Source organism: Streptomyces sp. NPDC005803 (assembly GCF_040630435.1).
GTDB lineage: Bacteria > Actinomycetota > Actinomycetes > Streptomycetales > Streptomycetaceae > Streptomyces.
This window is the reverse complement of sequence record NZ_JBEXXO010000027.1, coordinates 17,831-38,988: the sequence shown is the minus strand read 5'-3', so window position 1 is coordinate 38,988 and position 21,158 is coordinate 17,831. Positions and strand designations below refer to the sequence as shown.

General features: G+C 73.6%; 20 protein-coding genes. 8 read left to right on the top strand and 12 right to left on the bottom strand.

Annotation, left to right across the window (positions count from 1 at the left end):
• Positions 1-285: 285 nt before the first annotated feature.
• Both ABZ454_RS30870 and ABZ454_RS30865 read right to left on the bottom strand, forming a co-directional pair.
• Positions 286-2,265: a GAF domain-containing protein gene (locus ABZ454_RS30870; RefSeq protein WP_359542848.1), complete on the bottom strand. Its 1,980-nt coding sequence runs from the start codon at positions 2,263-2,265 to the stop codon at positions 286-288.
• A 37-nt stretch (positions 2,266-2,302) separates the two neighbouring features.
• Positions 2,303-3,118 (bottom strand): 3-hydroxybutyrate dehydrogenase, encoded by an 816-nt coding sequence (locus ABZ454_RS30865; RefSeq protein WP_359542847.1) that lies wholly within the window; start codon positions 3,116-3,118, stop codon positions 2,303-2,305.
• A 323-nt stretch (positions 3,119-3,441) separates the two neighbouring features.
• On the opposite strand from ABZ454_RS30865, the gene ABZ454_RS30860 reads away from it, so the two are divergent.
• Positions 3,442-4,944, top strand: coding sequence for a PHB depolymerase family esterase (locus ABZ454_RS30860; protein WP_359542844.1), 1,503 nt, complete (start codon positions 3,442-3,444; stop codon positions 4,942-4,944).
• Positions 4,945-5,000: 56 nt separating this feature from the next.
• Here the strand turns inward: ABZ454_RS30860 and ABZ454_RS30855 are convergent, their stop codons facing one another.
• The 7 genes from ABZ454_RS30855 to ABZ454_RS30825 form a co-directional block, all read right to left on the bottom strand.
• Positions 5,001-5,885 (bottom strand): alpha/beta hydrolase, encoded by an 885-nt coding sequence (locus tag ABZ454_RS30855; RefSeq protein ID WP_359542842.1) that lies wholly within the window; start codon positions 5,883-5,885, stop codon positions 5,001-5,003.
• Positions 5,882-6,991, bottom strand: a complete 1,110-nt coding sequence (locus ABZ454_RS30850; RefSeq protein ID WP_359542841.1) for a branched-chain amino acid ABC transporter permease — start codon at positions 6,989-6,991, stop codon at positions 5,882-5,884. Before ABZ454_RS30850 ends, ABZ454_RS30855 begins: the two co-directional genes overlap by 4 nt.
• Positions 6,988-7,875: a branched-chain amino acid ABC transporter permease gene (locus tag ABZ454_RS30845; RefSeq protein ID WP_359542840.1), complete on the bottom strand. Its 888-nt coding sequence runs from the start codon at positions 7,873-7,875 to the stop codon at positions 6,988-6,990. The genes ABZ454_RS30850 and ABZ454_RS30845 overlap by 4 nt, the downstream gene beginning before the upstream one ends.
• Positions 7,875-8,621 (bottom strand): ABC transporter ATP-binding protein, encoded by a 747-nt coding sequence (locus tag ABZ454_RS30840; RefSeq protein WP_359542838.1) that lies wholly within the window; start codon positions 8,619-8,621, stop codon positions 7,875-7,877. Before ABZ454_RS30840 ends, ABZ454_RS30845 begins: the two co-directional genes overlap by 1 nt.
• Positions 8,618-9,412 carry an ABC transporter ATP-binding protein gene (locus ABZ454_RS30835; RefSeq protein ID WP_359542837.1) on the bottom strand — a complete coding sequence of 265 codons (795 nt, stop codon included), beginning with the start codon at positions 9,410-9,412 and terminating at the stop codon, positions 8,618-8,620. Before ABZ454_RS30835 ends, ABZ454_RS30840 begins: the two co-directional genes overlap by 4 nt.
• A 3-nt stretch (positions 9,413-9,415) precedes the next feature.
• Positions 9,416-10,675 (bottom strand): substrate-binding domain-containing protein, encoded by a 1,260-nt coding sequence (locus tag ABZ454_RS30830; RefSeq protein WP_359542835.1) that lies wholly within the window; start codon positions 10,673-10,675, stop codon positions 9,416-9,418.
• A gap of 144 nt (positions 10,676-10,819) precedes the next feature.
• On the bottom strand, positions 10,820-11,431 hold the full coding sequence (locus ABZ454_RS30825) for a TetR family transcriptional regulator (protein WP_359542834.1): 612 nt from the start codon (positions 11,429-11,431) through the stop codon (positions 10,820-10,822).
• A gap of 228 nt (positions 11,432-11,659) precedes the next feature.
• Between ABZ454_RS30825 and ABZ454_RS30820 the strand changes: the two genes are divergently transcribed.
• From ABZ454_RS30820 to ABZ454_RS30810, 3 genes are all read left to right on the top strand, one after another.
• Positions 11,660-13,003: a glycosyltransferase family 4 protein gene (locus ABZ454_RS30820; RefSeq protein ID WP_356316199.1), complete on the top strand. Its 1,344-nt coding sequence runs from the start codon at positions 11,660-11,662 to the stop codon at positions 13,001-13,003.
• Positions 13,004-13,076: 73 nt separating this feature from the next.
• The gene (locus tag ABZ454_RS30815; protein WP_359542831.1) at positions 13,077-13,853 is read left to right on the top strand and encodes a class I SAM-dependent methyltransferase; all 777 of its coding nucleotides are present in this window, start codon (positions 13,077-13,079) and stop codon (positions 13,851-13,853) included.
• Positions 13,850-14,923, top strand: a complete 1,074-nt coding sequence (locus tag ABZ454_RS30810) for a prenyltransferase (protein ID WP_359542829.1) — start codon at positions 13,850-13,852, stop codon at positions 14,921-14,923. The genes ABZ454_RS30815 and ABZ454_RS30810 overlap by 4 nt, the downstream gene beginning before the upstream one ends.
• Positions 14,924-14,949: 26 nt before the next feature.
• Here ABZ454_RS30810 and ABZ454_RS30805 read toward each other — a convergent pair whose 3' ends face one another.
• Positions 14,950-15,240 (bottom strand): hypothetical protein, encoded by a 291-nt coding sequence (locus ABZ454_RS30805; protein WP_356316206.1) that lies wholly within the window; start codon positions 15,238-15,240, stop codon positions 14,950-14,952.
• Positions 15,241-15,380: 140 nt separating this feature from the next.
• On the opposite strand from ABZ454_RS30805, the gene ABZ454_RS30800 reads away from it, so the two are divergent.
• The 3 genes from ABZ454_RS30800 to ABZ454_RS30790 all read left to right on the top strand — a co-directional run bounded on the left by ABZ454_RS30800 (position 15,381) and on the right by ABZ454_RS30790 (position 17,887).
• Complete coding sequence (locus tag ABZ454_RS30800; protein WP_359542826.1) at positions 15,381-15,932, top strand: hypothetical protein; 552 nt, start codon at positions 15,381-15,383, stop codon at positions 15,930-15,932.
• A gap of 39 nt (positions 15,933-15,971) precedes the next feature.
• Positions 15,972-16,751 (top strand): maleylpyruvate isomerase family mycothiol-dependent enzyme, encoded by a 780-nt coding sequence (locus ABZ454_RS30795; protein WP_359542824.1) that lies wholly within the window; start codon positions 15,972-15,974, stop codon positions 16,749-16,751.
• 98 nt (positions 16,752-16,849) lie between these two features.
• Positions 16,850-17,887, top strand: a complete 1,038-nt coding sequence (locus ABZ454_RS30790; RefSeq protein ID WP_359542822.1) for a PHP domain-containing protein — start codon at positions 16,850-16,852, stop codon at positions 17,885-17,887.
• 44 nt (positions 17,888-17,931) lie between these two features.
• On the opposite strand, the gene ABZ454_RS30785 is transcribed toward ABZ454_RS30790, so the two are convergent.
• Positions 17,932-18,297, bottom strand: coding sequence for a nuclear transport factor 2 family protein (locus tag ABZ454_RS30785; protein ID WP_356316214.1), 366 nt, complete (start codon positions 18,295-18,297; stop codon positions 17,932-17,934).
• A gap of 100 nt (positions 18,298-18,397) precedes the next feature.
• Here ABZ454_RS30785 and ABZ454_RS30780 point away from each other — a divergent pair, with 100 nt between their 5' ends.
• Positions 18,398-19,330, top strand: a complete 933-nt coding sequence (locus ABZ454_RS30780) for a LysR family transcriptional regulator (protein WP_359542819.1) — start codon at positions 18,398-18,400, stop codon at positions 19,328-19,330.
• Between the two features lie 67 nt (positions 19,331-19,397).
• Here the strand turns inward: ABZ454_RS30780 and ABZ454_RS30775 are convergent, their stop codons facing one another.
• A complete protein-coding gene (locus tag ABZ454_RS30775) occupies positions 19,398-20,963 on the bottom strand; it encodes an MFS transporter (RefSeq protein ID WP_359542817.1) in 1,566 nt (521 codons plus the stop codon).
• Positions 20,964-21,158: the final 195 nt, after the last annotated feature.

Genomic DNA, 21,158 nt, shown 5'->3' with positions numbered 1-21,158 from the left:
GGCCCCGGTGCGTCCGGCGGGCAGGGCGACCGGTATCTCGGGCCGGTGCGAGCGGAGCGGCGTGCCGGCCATGAATCCGTCGGCCTTCAGCTCCCCGGCCAGGTCCCGCGGGGACCGCACCGTCCCGGGGGCCCGGCCCCGGGCCGTCCCCACCGCCTGCCGGATCTCCATGACCCGGTCCTCGATCAGCCGTACGTCGCCCGGGTGCTCGGCGACGTACGCGGTCAGCGGCTGACGGATACCGGCCGCGACCTCCCGGAGGACAACGACCGCGAACGGACTGCGTCAGCGGCCGCCTGTGGGCCGTGCGCCCGACAACAGGTGCAGCCGCAGAGCCAGTTGCAGCTCCAGTGCCCGGTCCGGCTCGTTCCAGTCCCGGCCCAGCAGCACCTGGATCCGGTCCAGCCGCTGCACCACCGTGTTCACGTGCACGTGCAGCTCGTCCTTGGCCCGGATCAGGCTGCCGCCCGCACCGAAGTACGCGCTGAGCGTCCGCACCAGATGCGTGCCGCGCTGCGCGTCGTACTCCAGCAGCGGCCCCAGCGCCGCCGTCACGAAGCCGTCGACGTCCTGGGCGTTGCCGAGGACCACGCCCAGGAAGCCCAGTTCCTCCACGCACGCGCCCTCGCCCGTACGCCCCAGCACCCGCATCGCCCGCAGACAGCGCGCCGCCTCGCCGTAGGCCGAGGCCAGCTCCCGGGGGCCCCGGGCGGGGCCGGCGGCGGCGACGGTGACGGGGGACTGCGCCAGCTGGCCCAGCTGGGCCGCCGCCGAGCGGGCCGCGCGTCCTGCCGCCGTGCCGTCGTCCTCGATCAACAGCACGACCGTGCCCGCGTGTTCGGCGCTCACGCCGTGGATGTCCCCGCCGAACAGATAACGCATGGCGGCCGGGGCCAGCCGCTCCCGCGCCCCCGACTCCGCCACCAGCAGTAGGTGCGGGCGGTCCAGGTCGATGCCCAGCCGGCGCCCGCGCTCGGCCAGCCCCGCCGGGTCGCGGCCGGTGTCCGTCAGCAGGTCGGCGATCAGCTCGCCGCGTATCCGGTTCTCCGTCTCGGCCACCGTGCGCCGCAGCAGCAGGAGCAGCCCGGTGACCACCGCCGACCGTTCGAACAGCCGGCGGTCGGAGTCGTCCAGCGGCCGGCCGCGGTGCAGCACCAGTCCGGCCAGCAGCTCCTGCCCGGCGAGCACCGCGCAGACCACCCTCCCCTCGCGGTGCACCGCGCGCGCCCCCGTACGGGACTCCTCGGCCGCCTCCGCCAGCCACCCGGCGTCCATGCTGTCGGCGGCGAAACCCGTGCCGTCCGGGCGCACCGCGGCCAGCGGGCGGCCGCCCGGGTCGTGAATGGTCAGCGGGGAGCCGAGCAGCCCGGCGACCGCCGCCGCGACGTCCTTGACGTCGCGGCCGCGCAGGACCAGGTCCGTCAGCCGGTCGTGCGACTCCTCGGCCCGCCGCATGGCCGCCGAGTGCGCCCGTACGGAGGCGTTGGCCTCGGCCAGTTCCGCGTTCGCCTCCGCGAGTCCGGCGAGCGCCGCGGTGGTGTCGGCGAGCGCGCGGGCCGTGTCGATGGCGATCGCGGCGTGCGCGGCGAGTGAGCAGAGCAGGGCCACCTCGTCCGGGCTGAAGACCCGGGGCGCCCGGTCGGCCGCGAACAGGACCCCGATCACCTTGCCCGTGCCGCCGCGGCTGGAGCCGAGGAGCAGGGGCACGCCCAGGATGGCGACCAGGCCCTCGTCGAGGACCCCCGCGTTGATGTTGCGGGTGTGGTGGAAGCGTTCGTCGGCGGGGTAGTTGGGCGTCGCGTACGGGCTCGCGGTCTGCGCCACCAGACCGCCGAGCCCTTCGCCGAGTTCCAGCCGCAGGCGCTGGAACAGCACGGACACCGACCCGTCGGTCACCCGCATGTAGGTGTCGCCGGCCTCCTCGTCCGGGAGGGTCAGATACGCCGTGTCCGTGCCGAGCAGCATCCTGGCCCGCCGCACGATCGCCTTCAGCACGTCGTCCAGGTCGCGGGACGCCGCCAGATCGCCCGCCGTGTCGAACAGCGCCGTGAGCTGGAGCTCGCGGCGCCGGTGCTGACGCAGCGCGCCCCTGATCCGCAGCGCGGTGGCCGTGGCCCGCTCCACCTCGGCGAGCTCCTCGGCGGGCACGCCGTCCCCCCGGGCCTGCGAGGAGACCGCCCCCAGCGCCTCGGCGGGCGCGTCGTCGGCCAGCAGGTCGAACAGGCGCCGGAGGTGGGGTGCGGCGGAGGGGCGTGGTTCAGACATGGCGTCCAGCGTTCGTAGGGTCGGCCCGGCCGAGCGGTCAGTTGGCGGTCCAGCCGCCGTCCATGGAGAGCGAGGTGCCCGTGATGTGCCCGGTGCGCGGCCCGCACAGCCACAGGACGGCCTCGGCGACGTCCGCCGGCTCGATCAGCCGCTTGACGGCACTGCGCTCCAGCATCACCCGCCCCACCACGTCCGCCTCCGAGATGCCGTGCGTCCGCGCCTGGTCGGCGATCTGGTTCTCGACCAGGGGCGTGCGTACGTATCCGGGGCTGACGCAGTTGCTCGTCACCCCGTGCTCCGCCGCTTCGAGCGCGACCACCTTGCTCAGCCCCTCCAGTGCGTGCTTGGCCGTCACATAGGCCGATTTGTACGGGCTCGCGCGCAGCCCGTGCACCGACGAGATGTTGACCACGCGTCCCCAGCCGCGTTCGTACATCCCCGGCAGGGTCCGGCGCAAGACGCGGAACGGGGTCTCCACCATGACGCGCTGGATCAGCGCGAAGCGGTCCGGCGGGAATTCGTGGACGGGGGCGACATGCTGGAGCCCCGCGTTGTTGACCACGACGTCCACATCGGCCGGCAGCGTGTCGACGACCGCGGGGTCGGACAGGTCCACCACCCACGGCGTCCCGCCGATCTCCCGCGCCAGTTTCCTCGCGGCCTCGCCCGACCTGTCCACGACGTGCACATGGGCGCCCGCCGCGGCCAGCGCGACGGCGCAGGCCCGCCCGATCCCGCTCGCCGCACCGGTCACCAGCGCGGTGCGCCCGGCCAGCAGGGGTGCGGCGGGCACCTGCGACGGCCCGGGGGAGGGGGCGGCGGGTTCGTGATCCGGTCTGCGGGAAGTCTCCATGGCCGTCACCGTAGGTACGCGGCGGCCCGTGTCACACGGCGTCGGTGCACACACCCTCCCGCCCCGGCGTGGTGGCGGCGTACATGGTGCGTGTCCCCGCCCGGGCCGTCAGCGCGCGGCGCCCGGCACCGCCCGCCGCTCCCCGGGCGGGTCCGGCCGGCCGCCGGGGCCCGCCGTCCGGAGCGCCCGCCGCCGCGCAAGGGCGGCGGCGCACACAGCCGGGGCCGGGGAGTGGCCACCGGTCCCATGGGCGCGGACGGCCCCCGCTCGTAGGTTCCGGCAGCAACCCGCACCCCCCACTCACCGACCAGGGAGGCAGCCCCGTGCGCCCACCGATCCTGAGACGTCTGCTGCGCCGCGTCGCGTCCACGGCCGTCCTCGGCCTGCTCGCGGCGACGCTGAGCACCACCGCCGCCACCGCCGCCGCCGCTCAGCCTGGCGCCGCCGCTCAGGCCGCCGCCGGCCTCCAGCAGGTCACCGGCTTCGGCTCCAACCCCGGCAACCTCCAGATGTACGCGTACACGCCCGCGAATCTCCCCGCGAACGCGCCGCTCGTCGTCGCCCTGCACGGCTGCACCCAGACGGCCAACGCGTACTACACCAACTCCGGCTGGCCGAAGTTTGCCGACAAGTGGGGCTTCGCCGTCGTCTTCCCGCAGACCACGTCCGCGAACAACTCGCTCTCCTGCTTCGGCTGGTTCGACCCGGCCGAGGACACCCGGGGCAAGGGCGAGGCGGCGTCCGTCGTGCAGATGGTCGACTACGCGAAGGAGCACTACGGTTCGGACGGCCGCCGGGTGTACGTCACCGGCCTCTCGGCCGGCGGCGGCATGACCGCCGACCTGCTCGCGGCCTACCCGGACGTGTTCGCGGGCGGCTCGGTGGCCTCGGGGCTGCCCGCCCAGTGCGCGACGAGCCAGGCGGCCGCGTCGGGCTGCCAGACGGGCCCGCAGAAGCTGACGCCCGCGCAGTGGGGCGACAAGGTGCGCGCGGCCTACCCCGGCTACAGCGGCCCCCGGCCCCGGGTGGCGATCTGGCAGGGCACCTCGGACTACACGGTCTACCCCGCGAACGCCACGGCCCTGCGCGACCAGTGGACGGACGTCTGGGGCATCGGGCAGACCCCGTCATCCACCGACACCCTCCCGGGCAACACCACCCGCAGCGTCTACGCCGACGCCTCCGGCCGGCCGGCCGTGGAGACGTACTCCGTCTCCGGTATGGGCCACGGTCTCCCCGTCAGCCCCGGGTCGGGCGACCAGCAGTGCGGGACGGCGGCCGCCTACTTCCTGAACACGATCTGCTCGACGTACTACACGGGCGTCTTCTGGGGCCTGGACGGGGGCGGCAGCCCCGGCGGCGGAGGCGACGACGGGCTCCCCGCCCCCGCCGGCGTGACCGTCACCGGCACCACCGACACCACTGTCTCCCTGTCCTGGAGCGCGGTCGCGGGCGCCACCTCGTACGCCGTCCACCGCAACGGCACGAAGATCGCCTCGCCCACCGCCACGACGTACACCGACACGGGGCTCACGGCCGGGACCGCCTACCGCTACACGGTGGCCGCCCTCGACGCATCGGGCACGGCGGGCAGCGCCTCCGCCCAGGTGACCGCGACCACGACCGGCGGCAGCGCCCCCGCGACGTGCTACACCGCCACCAACTACGCCCATGTGACGGCGGGCCGGGCGCACACGTCCGGCGGATACGTCTACGCGAACGGCTCGAACCAGAACATGGGCCTGTACAACGTCTTCGTCAGCCACACCCTGAAGGAGTCACCGGCGGGCTACTTCGTCCTCGCGGACAGCGGCTGCACCGCCTGACGCGCAGGACGGTACGGGCCCGGCGGCGCACCGCCGGGCCCGTACCGGCGCCTCCGTCACCCCCGCGCGTACGCCACCAGACGGTCGGCTATCTCCCGCCCGCCCCGCTCACCCGTGAGCACCGTGTAGTGGTTCACGTCCTTCACCGCTACCGGCTCGACCCGCGTCCCGCCCAGGTCCGCGGCCGCCAGCCGGCTCTCGTCGTACAGCCCCTGCTCCTCGTCCATCAGACCCCGCGCCGCCCACAGCAGCGTCGCCTCGACGGGCAGCTTCCGCACCGCCGTCAGGACCTCCGCGTCGAACAGGCCCACGCCGTCCGTGCGGATCGCCTCGATCCGGCACGTCGAGCGCAGGGCCGGCTCCTCGCCGGTCAGGTCGCGCTGGATGTACGCGTCCACCTCGTCGGACCAGGCGCCCGCGAACGCCGGGTGCGCCTGCCAGAAGGCGCGGTAGGCGGCGCGGTCGGGGAAGGTCATGGACAGGCGGTCCATCGCCGGGCCGATCACCGCCGTCATCAGCTCGTCGGGCGTCAGGTGCGTGGGCGCCGGGAAGCCGATGCCGCCGTCGACGAGCAGCAGCGGGCCGAAGCGGCCCGGGTGCCGCACCGCGGCCAGCGCCGCCACGAACGCGCCCATCGAGTGGCCCGCCAGCACCACCCGGTCCAGGGAAAGGGCCTCGGTCAGGGCGGCGATGTCGTCGGTGTGCGTCGCGATGCCGTACGGGCCGGGGAGGCCGGAACTCCCCGCCCTGCCCCGCAGATCCGGCGCGACCAGGGTGACGCGGCCGGCCAGCAGCCGGGCCACCGGGCCCCAGGACAGCGCGTTGGCCGTGATGCCGTGCAGCGCCACCACCGTGGGCGCGCCCGGATCGGTGGCCGGCCAGCGCAGCGCGGCCAACGCGCCGCCTGCCACGGGGACTTCGATCTCCTCGTACACGGTCACTGGTGTCCGGTCTCCTTCCGGTGGGGGACGGCCCTGAGCCGGGAGGGCAGCCGGGCCAGGCCGCCCGGCAGCAGATGTACCACGGCCACGAACAGCACGCCCAGCAGGAACAGCGGCTGGGAGAGCGGGACGCGGAGCACCGCGGGCAGATCGGCGACCGCGCCCGAACCGGCCAGGTCACCGAGCCGGTGGTCCGCCCAGGTGTAGAGGATGCCGCCGACCATCGGCCCCCAACGGGTGCCCGATCCGCCCAGCACCACCATCACCAGCAGCGACAGCGTGAAGTCGGACGTGGTGGTCTGCGGCGTGGAACCACCGGTCAGCAGCAGGTGCACGATGCCGCCGAGCGCGGCGAGCGCGCCCGCGAGGACGAAGGCGGTCAGCTTGAATCCGTACGGTTTCAGGCCCAGCACCTCCACCCTGCGCTCGTTCTCCTTGATGCCCTCCCAGACGCGCCCCGTGGGGGAGCGGACCGCCCAGGTCACGACGGCCAGGGTGAGGACGAGGTAGGCGAGGGCGATCCAGTAGAGGTTCGCGGTGTGGTCGATGCCGACGAGCCAGGAGGGCAGCAGGTCGGCCGGAGCCGCCCGGCCCTCCTCGCCGCCGGTGACGCCGCCGGGGTCGCGGGACACCAGGATCGAGCCCGCCTGGGCGAAGGCGAGGGTCACCATGGAGAAGCCGATCCCGGTGACGCGCAGGCTTACCGACCCCAGGACCAGCGCCAGCGCGATCCCGGACAGCAGGCCGAGGAGCGCGGCGAGACCGAAGGGGAGGCCCGCCTCCAGCAGGAACACGTTGGTGGCGTAGCTGCCCGCCGCGAAGTACAGGGCGTGCCCGAACGAGAGCAGTCCGGTGCGCCCGAGCAGCAGGTCGTAGCCGGTGGCCAGGGCGCCGAACAGCAGGCAGGTGGCCAGGAGTTGGAGGCTGCCCGCGCTGCCGAGCGGCCCGTCCAGCAGGCCCGGCACCGGTACGGCGCTGAACGGTGCGAACACCAGGACCAGCAGGACGGCGGCGGGCCACCAGCGCAGCGGCCGGGCCCGGCCGACGGGCGACGGCGCGGCCGCGGGGCCGCCGGTGCGGTCGTGTGTCTCGGTCGCGGTGCTCACGCGAGCCTCCCCGTCAGTCCGCGCGGGCGGATCAGCAGCAGGGCGGCGAGCAGGACGACGACCGCCAGATCACCGAGCCCCGCCGCGGTGTAGTAGTTGGCGAACTGCTGGACCAGGCCGATGACGACGGACGCCACGGCGGCGCCGGTCACCGAACCCATGCCGCCGGTGACCACGACGACGAACGCGAAGATCAGCAGCGAGGTGCCCTGCCGGGGGTCGACCGAGCCGAAGTACAGCCCGCCGAGCGCCCCGCCGAGGGCCGCGGCGCAGCCCCCGATCGCGAAGACGAGCGTGAACGCCCTGCGGACGTCGATGCCGAGCGCGGTGACCATCGCACGGTCCTCGACGCCCGCCCGTACGACGAGGCCGTGCCGGGTCCGGCCGAGGAACAGCCGCAGCGCCACCAGGACGACGACGGCCGCCGCGATCAGCACCAGCCGGTTGGCGGGGACCTCGGCGCCCAGCAGCCCGAAGGTGCCGGACAGCGCCTCGGGCCCCGGGAAGGTCCGGGCGTCGGAGCCCCAGATGCCCGACAGCAGCGCCGGGACGGCGAGCCCCACCCCGACGGTGGCCAGCACCTGCTCGCGCGGCCGGGTGTAGAGCGGGCGGACGACGGCGAGTTCCAGGAGTACGGCGGCCGCGGCGCCCACCGCCGTACCGAACAGGACCGCGAGGACGAAGCCGGCGCCGCCGGGCCCCGCGCCGGGCAGGTTCCCGGACGCCGCCCACCAGGTGCCGTACGCGCCGATGGACAGCAGCGCCCCGTGCGCGAAGTTGAGGACGTCCATCAGGCCGAAGATCAGCGAGAGTCCGGACGCGATGAGGAAGTAGAGGGCACCCAGACCGAGTCCGGTCAGGGTGAGCAGGACGAGGGTGGACATCAGGAATCCGCCTTCAGGTCGGGTTCTTCGGTGACCGGGCCGTGTCCCACCCCGAGCAGCCGGCGGGCCGCCTCCGCGTCGCCGAGCAGGTCCGCCGCCGGGCCCCGGTGGGCGGTCCGGCCGTCGGCCAGCACCACGCAGTGCGCGGCCAGCCGCCGGACGACGGCGAGGTTCTGCTCCACGAGCAGCACCGGCACCGCCTCGGCGGCCCGCTCCAGCACCTGGGCGACCTCGGTGACCACCTTCGGCGCCAGGCCCTTGGTGGGTTCGTCCGCGATGATCAGCCGGTTGGCGTTGAGCAGGGTGCGGCCGATGGCGACCATCTGCTGCTGTCCGCCGGACAGGGTGCCGGCCAACTGCCGGGCCCGCTGCTTCAGTTCGGGGAACAGCTCATGGACCAGGGCATACGCGGGCTCGCCCGCGCCGCGCCGCTCGGCCAGCCGCAGGTTCTCCGCGACGGTCAGGCCGGCGAAGACGCCGCGGTCCTCGGGGGCGTAGCCGATCCCGCGCCGGACCAGCGCGTGCGTGGGCAGCGCCACGGTCTCTTCGCCGTCGAGGCGGACGCTGCCCTCGCGCGGGACGAGGCCGAGGATGCCCCGTACGGTCGTGGTCTTCCCGGCCCCGTTGCGGCCGAGCAGCGCGGTCACGCCGTGGCCGGCGACCTCCAGGCCGACGCCGTGCAGGATGTGCCGGCCGCCGATCAGGACCCGCAGGTCCCGTACGTCGAGCAGGGGGTGCCCGGTCACAGTCCCTCCCCGAGGTAGGCCTGCTGCACGGTCGGATCGGCGGTCACGGCCTCGGGCGTGTCCAGGGCGAGCAGCCGGCCGTGGTGCATCACGGCCAGCCGGTCAGCGAGACCCAGCAGCACGTCCATGTGGTGCTCGACCATCAGGACCGTGCGCCCCTCCTCCCGGTGCAGGGCGCGGATCAGTTCGGTCAGCGCCGGGACCTCCTCGGCGCTCACCCCGGCCATCGGCTCGTCGAGGAGCATCAGCCGGGGCTCGCCCACCAGCAGCACGGCGAGCTCCAGCTTCCGCTTCTCGCCGTGCGAGAGTTCGGCGGCCGTGGCCCCGGCCCGGTGACCGAGGCCGGTGCGCTCCAGGACGCCGGCCACCTCGGCGGTGTACGGGTCCGCGCGGCGCCAGAGACGGTACGAGCCGCCCCGGGCGGCCTGCGCGGCCAGCCGGACGTGGTCGGCGACGGTCATCGCGGGCCAGAGGCTGGACGTCTGGAACGTCCGGCCGATGCCGCGCCGGGCCCGGACGTGCGCGGGCCGGTCCGTCATGTCCGCGCCGTCCAGCGCGATCGTGCCCGCGGTGGGCGCCGTGAGCCCGCTGATCAGGTTGAACAGGGAGGTCTTGCCCGCCCCGTTGGGGCCGATGAAGGCGAGGAACTCGCCCTCGCGGACGCTCAGGCTGATGTCCTGGACGATGGTCGCGCCGCCGACGCTCCAGCCGATCGTGTCGAGCCGGAGGACGGGGGCCGCGGCGTCCGGCGGGCCGCCGTCCCGCTGCCCGAGGGTGTGGGGTGCGCTCACGGTTCAGCCCGCCGAGGGCTTCACGGGCGGTGCCACGGCGTCCCCCGCCTCGGTGTCCAGCAGCTCCGGCTTCACGGCCGCGCCCTTGCCGGTCAGCCTGGCCACGAACATCGGCTGCACCAGCGCGTGGTCCTCGGTCCGGACCCGCTGCTTGCCCTTGGCCCCGTCGAACGTCCAGCCCTCCAGGGCCTTCACCATGGCGGCCGGGTCGGTGGCGCTGCCCTCGGCAAGGGCGTGCACGATCATCTGGGCCGCGGTGAAGCCGTCCGGGGTGAACAGGTCGGGTGTGCCGCCCGCCTTCGTCACCGAGTCGAGCATCGCCTTCTCCACGGCGTTGCCGCCGCCCGCGCCCGGGAAGTAGTGCGCCAGGAACGACACCTTGGACCCGGCCGCCCCGAAGACCGGGTACGAGGCGGTCCCGGCGAGACCGGTGACGACCTTGCCCGCGCCCAGCACGCCCTGCTGGTCCAGCGCGGTCCACAGCGCGGGCGCGGTGGAACCGGCCCAGGCGACGAAGACCAGGTCGGGCCCGCCCGCCTTGACCTGCCGGGCGAACGGCGTCAGGTCCGTCGCGCTGGGCGGCGCCATTACGGAGCCCACCGTCGCGCCCTTCGCGCCGAGCACCGCCTTGACGGCGGCGACGTTGGCCTGGCCGAAGGTGGAGTCCTGGGCGAGGACCGTGACCTTCTTCCCCTTGGCGTCGCCGAGCATCGCGCCCGCCGTGAGGATGTCCTGGTAGGACTGGCGGCCCGAGCGGAAGGTGTAGTCGTTGACGCCGGTCACCGCGTCGGTGGCCGCCGGGCCGCTGACGTACAGCACCTTGTTCTGAGCGGCGAGCGGCGCCATCTGGAGGGCGACGCCGGAGTCGGTGGTGCCGGCCAGCACCTTGAAGCCCTTGCCGATGAGGTTCTTCGCGGCGGAGACCGCCTTGCCGGGGTCGCCCGCGTCGTCCTGCTCGGTGACCTCGACGCGCCGGCCCGCGACCTTGCCGGTGCCCTTCGTCGCGTAGTCCAGTCCGGCCATGAAGCCGTCGCGGTACTGCTTGCCGTAGTCCGCGAGGAGGCCGGTCCGGGAGTAGACCAGGCCGACCTTCACGGGCGCGTCGGCGGCGGACTTCCCGGACCCGTCGCCGCCCGCCGTTCCGGCGGCGGTGCAGCCGGTCAGCAGCAGACCGGCGGCGGCCAGTACGGCCACGGCGGCCGGCGGCCTGGGCAGGACGGTGCTGCGGATGCCTGTACGGGATCTGCTGGCTCTGCGACGCATGGTGACCGGCTCCTCGGCGTGTTCCTGTGATGTCGCCGAACCGTATGAAGAGCGTGCCGTCGTCGATATGGTGCAGGGCGCCCCACCTGACCCGGGTGGCATGTGGGCGCCCTACATGGGCCGGGGGCCGGGAGCCGGCGGGGCTCAGCGGGCCGGATCCTCCGCGGTCAGGCCGATCAGCCGGCAGACCGTCTCGATGTCTATCTTCACCTGTGCGATCGACGCCCGGCCCGAGAGCCAGGTGATCAGTGCCGAGTGCCAGGTGTGCTCGATCACCCGGACGGCCGAGAGCTGCTCGGCCGTCGGGTGGTCGAGCTCCATCGCGTCCAGGATGATCGCCGTCGTGAGCCGCGAGACCGTGTCCACCTCGGGGCTCACGCTGCGGTCCGCGAAGGTCAGCGCGCGCACCATCGCGTCCGCCAGATGCGGTTCCCGCTGCATCGCGCGGAAGGCCCGCATCAGGGTGTCGGCGACCCGTTCCGCCGCGTCGTTCCCTGCCGGGGGCCGTTTGCGGAGCGTCCCGTGCATGTGCTGGAGCTGGTCCTGCATGGTGGCGACCAGCAGGTGGACCTTGGACGGGAAGTAGCGGTAGAGGGTGCCCAGGGCCACCCCCGCGGCCTCCGCCACCTCCCGCATCTGGACGGCCTCGAAGCCGCCCCTGCTGGCGAGCTGGGCGCTGGCGTGCAGGATGCGGCGGCGGCGGGCCTCCTGGCGTTCCGTCAGGGGCGGCGATGCCGGTCTGGCTTCCGCTGTCATGTGTCCCATCCCGAGGCTTCTCTCCGCGACCGCGAGGCTGCGGCGGCCGGTCCGGCGGCGCACAGCATGCCAGGGTGTGTGCCGTGGCGCGAATCACCTGATCCGGCCGTTGCGCCGTTGCTACCTGCCGGTAGATTCGTAGCTCATCGAACGGTCGGTCTGTAACTTGTTCTAGATTAGCGCGAGCGGTTACGCTCCGGCGGACACGCAGTGAGAAGGGGGCCGAGTGTGACCGCTGAGGCCATAGAGTCGGGCCCCCGTGCGGGCACCACCACGCCGGACACGGGCGCCGGCGGCTCCGCCGGTGACCGGCCCCTGCGCATCGCGCTCCTGACCTACAAGGGCAACCCCTTCTGCGGCGGCCAGGGCGTCTACGTACGCCACCTCGCCCGGGAGCTCGCCCGGCTCGGCCACAGCGTCGAGGTGATCGGCGCCCAGCCCTACCCCGTGCTCGACGAGGGCGTCCCGCTCACCGAACTGCCGAGCCTGGACCTCTACCGGCAGCCCGACCCGTTCCGCACCCCGAAGCGGGGCGAGTTCCGGGACTGGATCGACGCCGCCGAGGTCGCCACCATGTGGACCGGCGGCTTCCCCGAACCGCTCACCTTCAGCCTGCGCGCCCGGCGCCATCTCGCGGCCCGGCGCGGCGAGTTCGACGTCATCCACGACAACCAGACACTCGGCTACGGGCTCCTCGCCGACCTCGGCGCCCCGCTCGTCACCACGATCCACCACCCCATCACCGTCGACCGGCAGCTCGACCTTGCCGCCGCCCCGACCCGTCGCCGCCGCGCCTCCGTACGCCGCTGGTACGCCTTCACGCGCATGCAGAAGCGGGTCGCGCGCAAGCTGCCGTCCGTACTCACCGTCTCCGGCTCCTCCAAGCAGGAGATCGTCGACCACCTCGGCGTCCGCCCCGGCCGCGTCCACGTCGTGCACATCGGCGCCGACACCGATCTGTGGTCGCCCGACCCCGCCGTCGCCGAGGTGCCCGGCCGGATCGTCACCACGTCCAGCGCCGACGTCCCGCTCAAGGGCCTCGTCCACCTCGTCGAGGCGCTCGCCAAGCTCCGCGCCGGGAACCCCGCCGCCCACCTCGTGGTCGTCGGCCGCCGCGCCGAGGACGGGCCGGTCGCCCAGGCCATCGAACGGCACGGGCTCGGGGACGCCGTCGAGTTCGTGAAGGGCATCAGCGACACCGAACTCGTCGACCTGGTGCGCGGCGCCCAGATCGCCTGCGTCCCCTCGCTGTACGAGGGCTTCTCGCTGCCCGCCGCCGAGGCCATGGCCACCGGCACCCCGCTCGTCGCCACCACGGGCGGTGCGATCCCCGAGGTCGCCGGCCCGGACGGGGAGACCTGTCTGGCCGTCCCGCCCGCCGACCCCGGGGCCCTGGCCGACGCGCTCGGCCGGCTGCTCGGCGACCCCGCCCTGCGCGCGCGGCTCGGGGCCGCGGGCCGCGAACGGGTCCTCGCCCGGTTCACCTGGAAGCAGGCGGCGATCGGCACCGCCGCGCTCTACCGGGAGGCGATCGCGGCCCGCGCCGCCACCGGCCCGGGCGGCCGGCGGTGACACCGCCCCCACTCCCCGCCCCCTGACCTCCGTCCTCCCCTCCCGACTCCCTCGACCGCGAAAGCAGGCATTCGTGCTGACCGTGGACTTCACCCGCTTCCCGCTCGCCGCAGGCGACCGAGTGCTCGACCTGGGCTGCGGCGCCGGACGCCACGCCTTCGAGTGCTACCGGCGCGGCGCCCAGGTCGTGGCCCTCGACCAGAACGGCGAGGAGATCCGCGAGGTCGCGAAGTGGTTCGCCGCGATGAAGGAGGCCGGGGAGGCGCCCGAGGGCGCCACGGCCACCGCCATGGAGGGCGACGCCCTCAACCTGCCGTTCCCCGACGCCTCCTTCGACGTCGTGATCATCTCCGAGGTCATGGAGCACATCCCGGACGACAAGGGCGTGCTCGCCGAGATGGTCCGGGTCCTGAAGCCCGGCGGCCGCATCGCGATCACCGTGCCGCGGTACGGCCCCGAGAAGGTCTGCTGGACGCTCTCCGACGCGTACCACGAGGTCGAGGGCGGCCACATCCGCATCTACAAGGCCGACGAACTGCTCGGCAAGATCCGCGGCGCCGGCCTCAAGCCGTACGGCACCCACCACGCGCACGCCCTGCACGCGCCCTACTGGTGGCTCAAGTGCGCCTTCGGCGTCGACAACGACAAGGCGCTGCCGGTGCGGGCGTACCACAAACTGCTCGTCTGGGACATCATGAAGAAGCCGATGGCGACCCGCGTCGCCGAGCAGCTCCTCAACCCGGTCGTCGGCAAGAGCTTCGTGGCGTACGCGACCAAGCCGCACCTGCCCGCCACCCTCACCGCCGGGAACCCCGCCGGGGCCGACGACTCCGCGAAGGCCGAGGCGTGAGTCTTCCCGAGCGGACCGAACACCTCGTCCTGCCCGGAGTGCTCACCGCCGGGGAGGCCGCCGAGACCGTCGCCGCGGTACTCGCCGTGCAGTGCGAGGACGGCGCGATCCCGTGGTTCCGCGGCCACCACCTCGACCCGTGGGACCACACCGAGGCCGCCATGGCCCTGGACGCCGCCGGCGAGCACGCCGCCGCGGAACGCGCGTACGAGTGGCTGGCCCGCAACCAGAACGAGGACGGCTCCTGGTACGCGGCCTACCACGACGGCGACCCGCGGCAGCCGACCGACCGCGGCCTGGAGACCAACTTCTGCGCCTACGTGGCCGTCGGCGTCTGGCACCACTACCTGGCCACCGGCGACGACGCGTTCGTCGACCGGATGTGGCCGACGGTCTTCGCCGCCGTCGAGTTCGTCCTGCGGCTCCAGCAGCCCGGCGGGCAGATCGGCTGGAAGCAGGAGGCCGACGGCACCCCGGTGACGGACGCGCTGCTGACCGGCTCCTCCTCCATCCACCAGGCCCTGCGCTGCGCGCTCGCCATCGCCGAGCGCCGCGAAGAGCCGCAGCCCGACTGGGAGTTGGCGACCGGGGCGCTGGGTCACGCGATCCGCAGCCACCCGGAGCGCTTCCTCGACAAGAGCCACTACTCGATGGACTGGTACTACCCGGTCCTCGGCGGCGCGCTCAGCGGACCGGCGGCCGAGCGGCGGATCCAGGAGGGCTGGGACCGCTTCGTCGTCCCGGGCCTGGGCGTGCGCTGCGTCCTGCCCAACCCGTGGGTGACCGGCGGCGAGAGCTGCGAACTCGCCCTCGCCCTCTGGGTGATGGGCCAGTCGGACCGCGCCCTGGAGATCCTCCAGTCGATCCAGCACCTGCGCGCCGAGGGCGGGATGTACTGGACGGGGTACGTCTTCGAGGGCAACCGGGCGTTCTGGCCCGAGGAGCACACGGCGTGGACCGCCGGCTCACTCCTGCTGGCGGTGGCCGCGCTCGGGGGGGACGAGGCGACCACCGCCGTGTTCAGCGGAGAACGGCTGCCCAGGGGGCTGGAGCCGGACTGCTGCGGCTGAACGGCTGCGCTGTTCCTTCGGTGTGCTCAATGCCGGATGCGGCCTGCCACCGCGTGACCGACGAACAGGTACACGACGGCGGCCAGGCCGTATCCGCACACGACCCGCGCCCACGCCTCGTCGAACGTGAACAGGTCGTACGACCAGCCGGCGAGCCACCGGGCGGTGTGCCGGACGAACTCCACCAGGTCGTTGCCCCGGTTGGCGTCGAGCAGGTACATCAGAATCCACAGGCCGATGACGAAGGCCATGACGTCGGCCACCAGGGCGATGACCCGTGCCGCGCTGCTGCTTCCCTTGCCTCTGCTGTAGGACATGGAATCCGGATTGCCGCTATCGGCCCCGTGAAACACGGACGGCGGCCCCGGGATGGCGGGGCCGCCCCGCCGGAGCCAGCCTGACGGGGGAGAGCCGGACCCGGCGCCCCTCGTGATGTCCCCGCTCAGGGAGGCCCGCCGTGCCCCGATCCGTACCGCTGCGCCGGCTGTTCGTGGCGCTGCTGCTGTCGTGCTCCGTGCTGGTGGGCACCACCGCGTGCGGGGGCGACGACACGAGCGGCGCGAGCAGTTCGGCATCACCCACCGGTACGTCGTCGGCCCAGGCGCAGAAGTTCGCCAAGACGCGGTTCGTCGCCAACGCGGGCCTGGCGGCGGGCGCGACGTACCAGTGGATCGTCAAGCCGTACCGGGCGGGGAAGTTCAAGAAGGGCGCGGACGGACGGACCTTCGCGCTCGTCAAGGCCGGGGTCGCGGGCGGCTTCGCCTACAACCGGCTCAAGGCCGCCTCGGACAACGCCAAGGCCGACCCGCTGCTGTCGAAGGCCGTCGCCCCGCTGACGGCGGGCATCGAGTCGCTCAAGGGCATGGCCACCAAGCTCCGCAAGGGCGAGGCGGGCGACGGGGACGTCGGCGCGTTCGAGAGCGTCATCAACGACATCAAGGACGCCGGGAAGAGCGCGGGCGCCGAGGTGAAGGACAAGGTGCCGTCCAGCGGCCAGCTCGGCGGATAACCCCGGGTGAGCAAGGCGCGAGGGCACTAAGGTGCGCGCATGGGTCTTCTCGCGCACGAGCGCTACTGCGACGAAATCGTATCGGGCACCGACGCGTTGAGGGCCGCGGTCAGGGGCGCGGACCTCGATGCGACCGTCCCGACCTGCCCGGACTGGACGCTGCGCGAACTCGCCGTCCACGTCGGCGGCGGCCACCGCTGGGCCGGGGAGATCGTCCGCACCCGGGCGCGTGAGGCGCTCCCGGACGAACGGGTGCCGGCCTTCACGCCCGAGGGCGACGACCCCGCCGTGCTCGACGCCTGGCTGGCGGACGGGGCGGCGCGGACCGCCGAGACGCTGCGGGAGGCGGGCCCCGGTCTGGAAGTCTGGTCCTGGTACGGCCCGGACCGGAGTGCGGGCTTCTGGGCGCGGCGCATGGCGATCGAGACGGTCGTCCACCGGGCGGACGCCTCCCTGGCCGCGAAGGTGGCGTACGCGGCCTCTCCCGACCTGGCGGCGGACACGATCGACGAGTGGCTGGAGATCGTCGCCTGCGCCCAGGCCGACGGCGACCCGGAGGCCGCGGAGCTGCGCGGGGCCGGGCGCTCCCTCCACCTGCACGCCACCGACGTGCCGGACGCCGAGTGGCTCATCGAACTCGGCGAGGACGGCTTCACCTGGCGCCACGCGCACGCCAGGGCGACCGTGGCGCTGCGGGGGCCGCTGACCGACCTGATGCTGGTCTTCAACCGCCGCCTCGCCCCGGACAGCGACCGGGTCGAGCTGCTGGGCGACGCGGAACTGCTGGACTTCTGGCTGGCCCGGTCCTCCTTCGGCTGACGGGGCGGGCGGGCCCTCGCGGGTCTGCCGGGCATGCGGGCCGGGCGGGGCTGGGCCAAGCTGGACGGGCAGCCCGTCCCGTCCTGGCAGGAGGTTCGATGGACCCGGTCCCGGCCCTGGAGCGGATCGCCTTCCTGCTGGAGCGCGGCCGGGCCGAGACGTACCGCGTCCAGGCCTTCCGCAACGCCGCCCGCACGGTCGCGGCGATGGCCGACGGCGACGTCGCGGAGCGGGTGGCGAACGGCTCCCTGGAACGGGTCAAGGGCATCGGCCCCCGCACCGCCCAGGTCGTCCGCGAGGCGGTCGCCGGGCAGACCCCGGCCTATCTGGAGCGGCTGGAGACGGAGGCCGTGCGCGAGGGCCCGCTCGCCGAGGGCGGTGAACAGCTGCTCGGGCTGCTGCGCGGTGACTGCCATCTGCACTCCGACTGGTCGGACGGCGGCAGCCCCATCGAGGAGATGGGCCGTACGGCGGCGGAGCTCGGCCACGACTGGGCGGTGCTCACCGACCACTCGCCCCGGCTGACGGTCGCCAACGGGCTCTCGCCCGAGCGGTTGCGGCAACAGCTCGATCTGGTCGCCGAACTCAACGAGCGCTGGGCGCCGTTCCGGCTGCTGACCGGCATCGAGTGCGACATCCACCTCGACGGCTCCCTCGACCAGGAGGAGGAGCTGCTGGAACGGCTGGACGTCGTGGTGGTGTCCGTCCACTCCAAGCTGCGGATGGACCCCGGCCCCATGACCCGGCGGCTGGTCGCCGCCGTCAGCCACCCGCAGGCGGACATCCTCGGGCACTGCACCGGGCGCCTGGTCACCGGCCGGGGCCGCCCCGAGTCGCGGTTCGACGCGGACGAGGTCTTCGCCGCCTGCGCCGAGGCGGGCACGGCGGTGGAGATCAACAGCAGGCCCGAGCGGCTCGACCCGCCCCGGCGGCTGCTGCGGCAGGCGGTGGACGCGGGCACCCTGTTCGCCGTCGACACCGACGCGCACGCCCCCGGACAGCTCGACTGGCAGATCTACGGCTGCGCCCGCGCCGAGGAGTGCGGCGTGCCGGCGGAGCGAGTCGTGACGACGTGGACGGCGGACGAGCTGCTCGGCTGGACCCGCGAGGGCACGGTCCCGGACCGCACGGGCTGAGGCCCGGGCGATCCGTGGCCGCGCACGGCCGGCAACCGGAGCGGTCAGCTGCCCGGCGGGCGGAACTCGGGCTGGTCGATCACGCGTAGCCAGCTCCCGTCGGCCTGTCGCCGGACCACCTGGGCGCGGGCGCCCGAGCCGTCCTTCGGCGGGGTGGAGGTCAGGGCGATGTCACCGCGGACGAGAGTCGGGAGCGGTTCCTCCGCCTCGAAGTGGGGAGCATGGGCGAGCACCTTCTCCCAGAGTTCACGAATGGCTTCGCGCCCCACCGTGGTACTGCCGGGCGGGTAGGCCATCACCGCATCCTCCTCGTACAGCGCGGCCAGACCGGCGGCGTCCCCGGCGTTGGCGCGCTCCACGAAGAGGCGGGTGAGGTCCTCGGGAGCCAGGGCCTTCTCGTACTCGGGCACAACGTTCCTTCCGTGCGGGCGAATGCGTCACCACCATCGTCCAGCGTCCCGTGACAAGAAGTCCAATCAATCAATCCGATCTCCTCTATAATCAGAGGTTATGGAACTCAGGCAGCTGAAGTACTTTCTGGCCGTGGCGGAGGAAGCCAACTTCACCCGGGCCGCCGAGCGCGTGCACATCAGCCAGCCGGGGATCAGCGCGCAGATCCGCCAACTGGAGAACGACCTCGGCGCGACCCTCATCGACCGGTCCGGCCGCAGCGCCGGACTGACCGCGGTGGGGGAGGTGGCTCTCGACCACGCGCGTGCTGTCCTCGCCGCCGCCGAAGCGCTCCGGCACGCGCTGGACGAGATGAACGGTCTGGTACGGGGCCGGCTGGTGGTCGGCATGGTGACGGCGTGCACGATCACCCCGCTGTTCGAAGCGCTGTCGGCCTTCCACCGCGCCCACCCCGGCGTGGAGATCAGTCTCGTCGAGGGCGATTCCGCCGCGCTGGTGGAAGACGTCCGCGAGGGAACCGTCGACCTGGCGCTGGTCGGCACGGCCGGCCCGGCACCGGAGGATCTGGACGGACAGCAGGTGATCAGCGAGGCGATCGTCGCGGCGGTACCGCCCGGACACCCCCTGGCCGAGGCGGACGGTGTCACGCTCGCCGAGCTGAGCGCCCATCCCGTCATCTGCCTGCCCCGGGGCACCGGCATCCGTGCCGTACTGGACCAGGCCTCGGCCGCCCGCGGCCTCACGCCCACCGTGGCCCTGCAGGCCGCCGCGCCGGGCGCGGTGGTCCAGCTGGCGGAGCGCGGACTGGGCGTGGCGGTCCTGTCCGCGTCCATGCTCGCGCAGCACCCGCGGTTGCGGACCGTGCCCGTCACCGATGCCGACATCGCCGCGGTACTCAGCCTGGTCTCCTCGCCCACCAAGAGTCCGGCCCTGCGCGAACTGCTCGTGCACTGCCGGGATTCCTTCGGGCCGCCGGCCGGCCAGGCGCTGGTCCCGGCCGGCCGGGGCGCCGCGGGCCAGGACGGGCCGTAGCCTCCGGGGCCCGCGCGGTCCGCCGGCGCCGCCAGGGGCCGGCGGTCCGCCGTCCGGGCCGTCGGAGTCAGCTCTCCACGGCCACCGCCGAAGGGCCGGGGGCCTCGGGGGCGGGTGCCTGCGGTTGCCGCGCGGCCTCGAAGTCCGCCGCCCGGATCAGCCACAGCGACAGCAGACCGCCCATGAGGGCGAGACCTGCCGAGAGGGTCAGCAGGGTGTTCAGGCCGTCGACGTACCCCTCCACGGCGAGCCGCCGCACGGTCTCCCGCTGCGCCTCGGGCACCAGCGCCACCGCCTGGTCGATCTCGCCTCCCCGCACGAGGGCGGCGAGCCGGTCGCCGCGGTCGCCCACGCCGGGGACCCCCGCCAGGCCGTCACGGAGACGGTTGCCGATGATCACCGCGAAGGTGGAGCCGAGGACGGCGACACCGGTGCTCACGCCGAGCTGGCGGAAGGTGCCGTTCACACCCGAGGCCATGCCGGAGCGGGAGAAGTCCACGACGCCCACGGCCGTCGAGGCGAGCGGCGGGTTCACCAGGCCGGCGCCGATGCCGCCGAGCACCAGACCGGGCAGGAAGTGCTCCCAGCCGGTGTCCGTGTCGACCCCGCCCATGAGCAGCAGGCCGGCGCCGACGAGGAGCAGCCCGACGCCGATCAGCAAGCGCGCCGGGATCCTGGTGCTCACACGGCCCGCGACGAGCGAGGCCACCAGCATCGACAGCGAGGCGGCCAGCAGCCGGACGCCGGTCTCCAGGGACGAGTACTGGAGCACTTCCTGGAAGTAGATGGCCAGGAAGAGGAACATCGCGAACAGCGAACCGTTCATCGCGAACGCCGCGACGGACCCGCCGACGAAGGTCGGGATGCGGAAGAGCCCCAGCTCGAACATCGGCTGCTCCACCCGTGCTTCGACGACGAGGAAGGCCGACAGCAGGACACCGCCGACGACGAGGCACGTCACCGCGCCGGCATCGCCCCAGCCGTCCTCGCCGGCGCGGATCAGCCCGTAGACGAGGGTGACCAGCCCCGCGGTCAGCAGGACGAAGCCGGGCCGGTCCAGCCGGCGGGCGAACGGCGACCTGGCCTCGTCCACCCGCAGGACGACGATCAGCGCGACCAGGACGCCGAGCGGTACGTTGACCAGGAAGATGCCCCGCCAGCTGATGCCGCTGGAGATCAGCCCCCCGGCCACCGGGCCGATCGCGGAGGCGAGACCGGTGACCATGCCCCAGACACCGAACGCCGTGCCGCGTTCCTTGCCCTGGAAGCTTCCGGCGAGCAGCGCGAGGCCGGTCGCGAACATGACCGAGCCGCCGACTCCCTGAAGGATCCGGGCCATTACCAGCGTCAGCGGGGACTGCGCCAGACCGCACAGGAGCGAGGCGAGCGTGAACAGGACGACGCCGATCGCGTAGAGGCGCTTGCGGCCGAACCGGTCCGCGAGGGTCCCGCCGGTCAGCAGCAGGGCCGCCAGCGCCAGCGCGTATCCGTCGACCACCCACTGGAGATCGGCGAAGCCGGCGTGCAGATCGGCCTGCACGTCGGGGAGCACGACGTAGACGATGGTGGTGTCCAGCAGGAGCATGAACGTCCCGCCGCACACCGCCAGCAGCGTCCACCATTTCTTCGGCATCTTCGTTCCTTCTGGTTGTCGAGCGGCGCGGCCGGTGCCGGGGCGCCGCCTCGGGCCGTCGGCCGGCGGACGGATGCGGAGGCGCCGTTCTCGGGGCCGCCGTCGTCCGCTGTTCATGCTCGGCAGGGCCGAACCAGAAGTCCAAGAACCTAGTTTCTTGGGAGTTCCTAACTTCCGCTTATGGGCTCGGACATC

What these genes read in the sequence shown, in the direction of transcription:
- ABZ454_RS30870 (WP_359542848.1), bottom strand. Translation starts at nt 2,265, where the DNA reads ATGTCTGAACCACGCCCCTCCGCCGCACCCCACCTCCGGCGCCTGTTC.
- ABZ454_RS30865 (WP_359542847.1), bottom strand. Translation starts at nt 3,118, where the DNA reads ATGGAGACTTCCCGCAGACCGGATCACGAACCCGCCGCCCCCTCCCCC.
- ABZ454_RS30845 (WP_359542840.1), bottom strand. Translation starts at nt 7,875, where the DNA reads ATGTCCACCCTCGTCCTGCTCACCCTGACCGGACTCGGTCTGGGTGCC.
- ABZ454_RS30830 (WP_359542835.1), bottom strand. Translation starts at nt 10,675, where the DNA reads ATGCGTCGCAGAGCCAGCAGATCCCGTACAGGCATCCGCAGCACCGTC.
- ABZ454_RS30825 (WP_359542834.1), bottom strand. Translation starts at nt 11,431, where the DNA reads ATGACAGCGGAAGCCAGACCGGCATCGCCGCCCCTGACGGAACGCCAG.
- ABZ454_RS30805 (WP_356316206.1), bottom strand. Translation starts at nt 15,240, where the DNA reads ATGTCCTACAGCAGAGGCAAGGGAAGCAGCAGCGCGGCACGGGTCATC.
- ABZ454_RS30795 (WP_359542824.1), top strand. Translation starts at nt 15,972, where the DNA reads ATGGGTCTTCTCGCGCACGAGCGCTACTGCGACGAAATCGTATCGGGC.
- ABZ454_RS30790 (WP_359542822.1), top strand. Translation starts at nt 16,850, where the DNA reads ATGGACCCGGTCCCGGCCCTGGAGCGGATCGCCTTCCTGCTGGAGCGC.
- ABZ454_RS30780 (WP_359542819.1), top strand. Translation starts at nt 18,398, where the DNA reads ATGGAACTCAGGCAGCTGAAGTACTTTCTGGCCGTGGCGGAGGAAGCC.
- ABZ454_RS30775 (WP_359542817.1), bottom strand. Translation starts at nt 20,963, where the DNA reads ATGCCGAAGAAATGGTGGACGCTGCTGGCGGTGTGCGGCGGGACGTTC.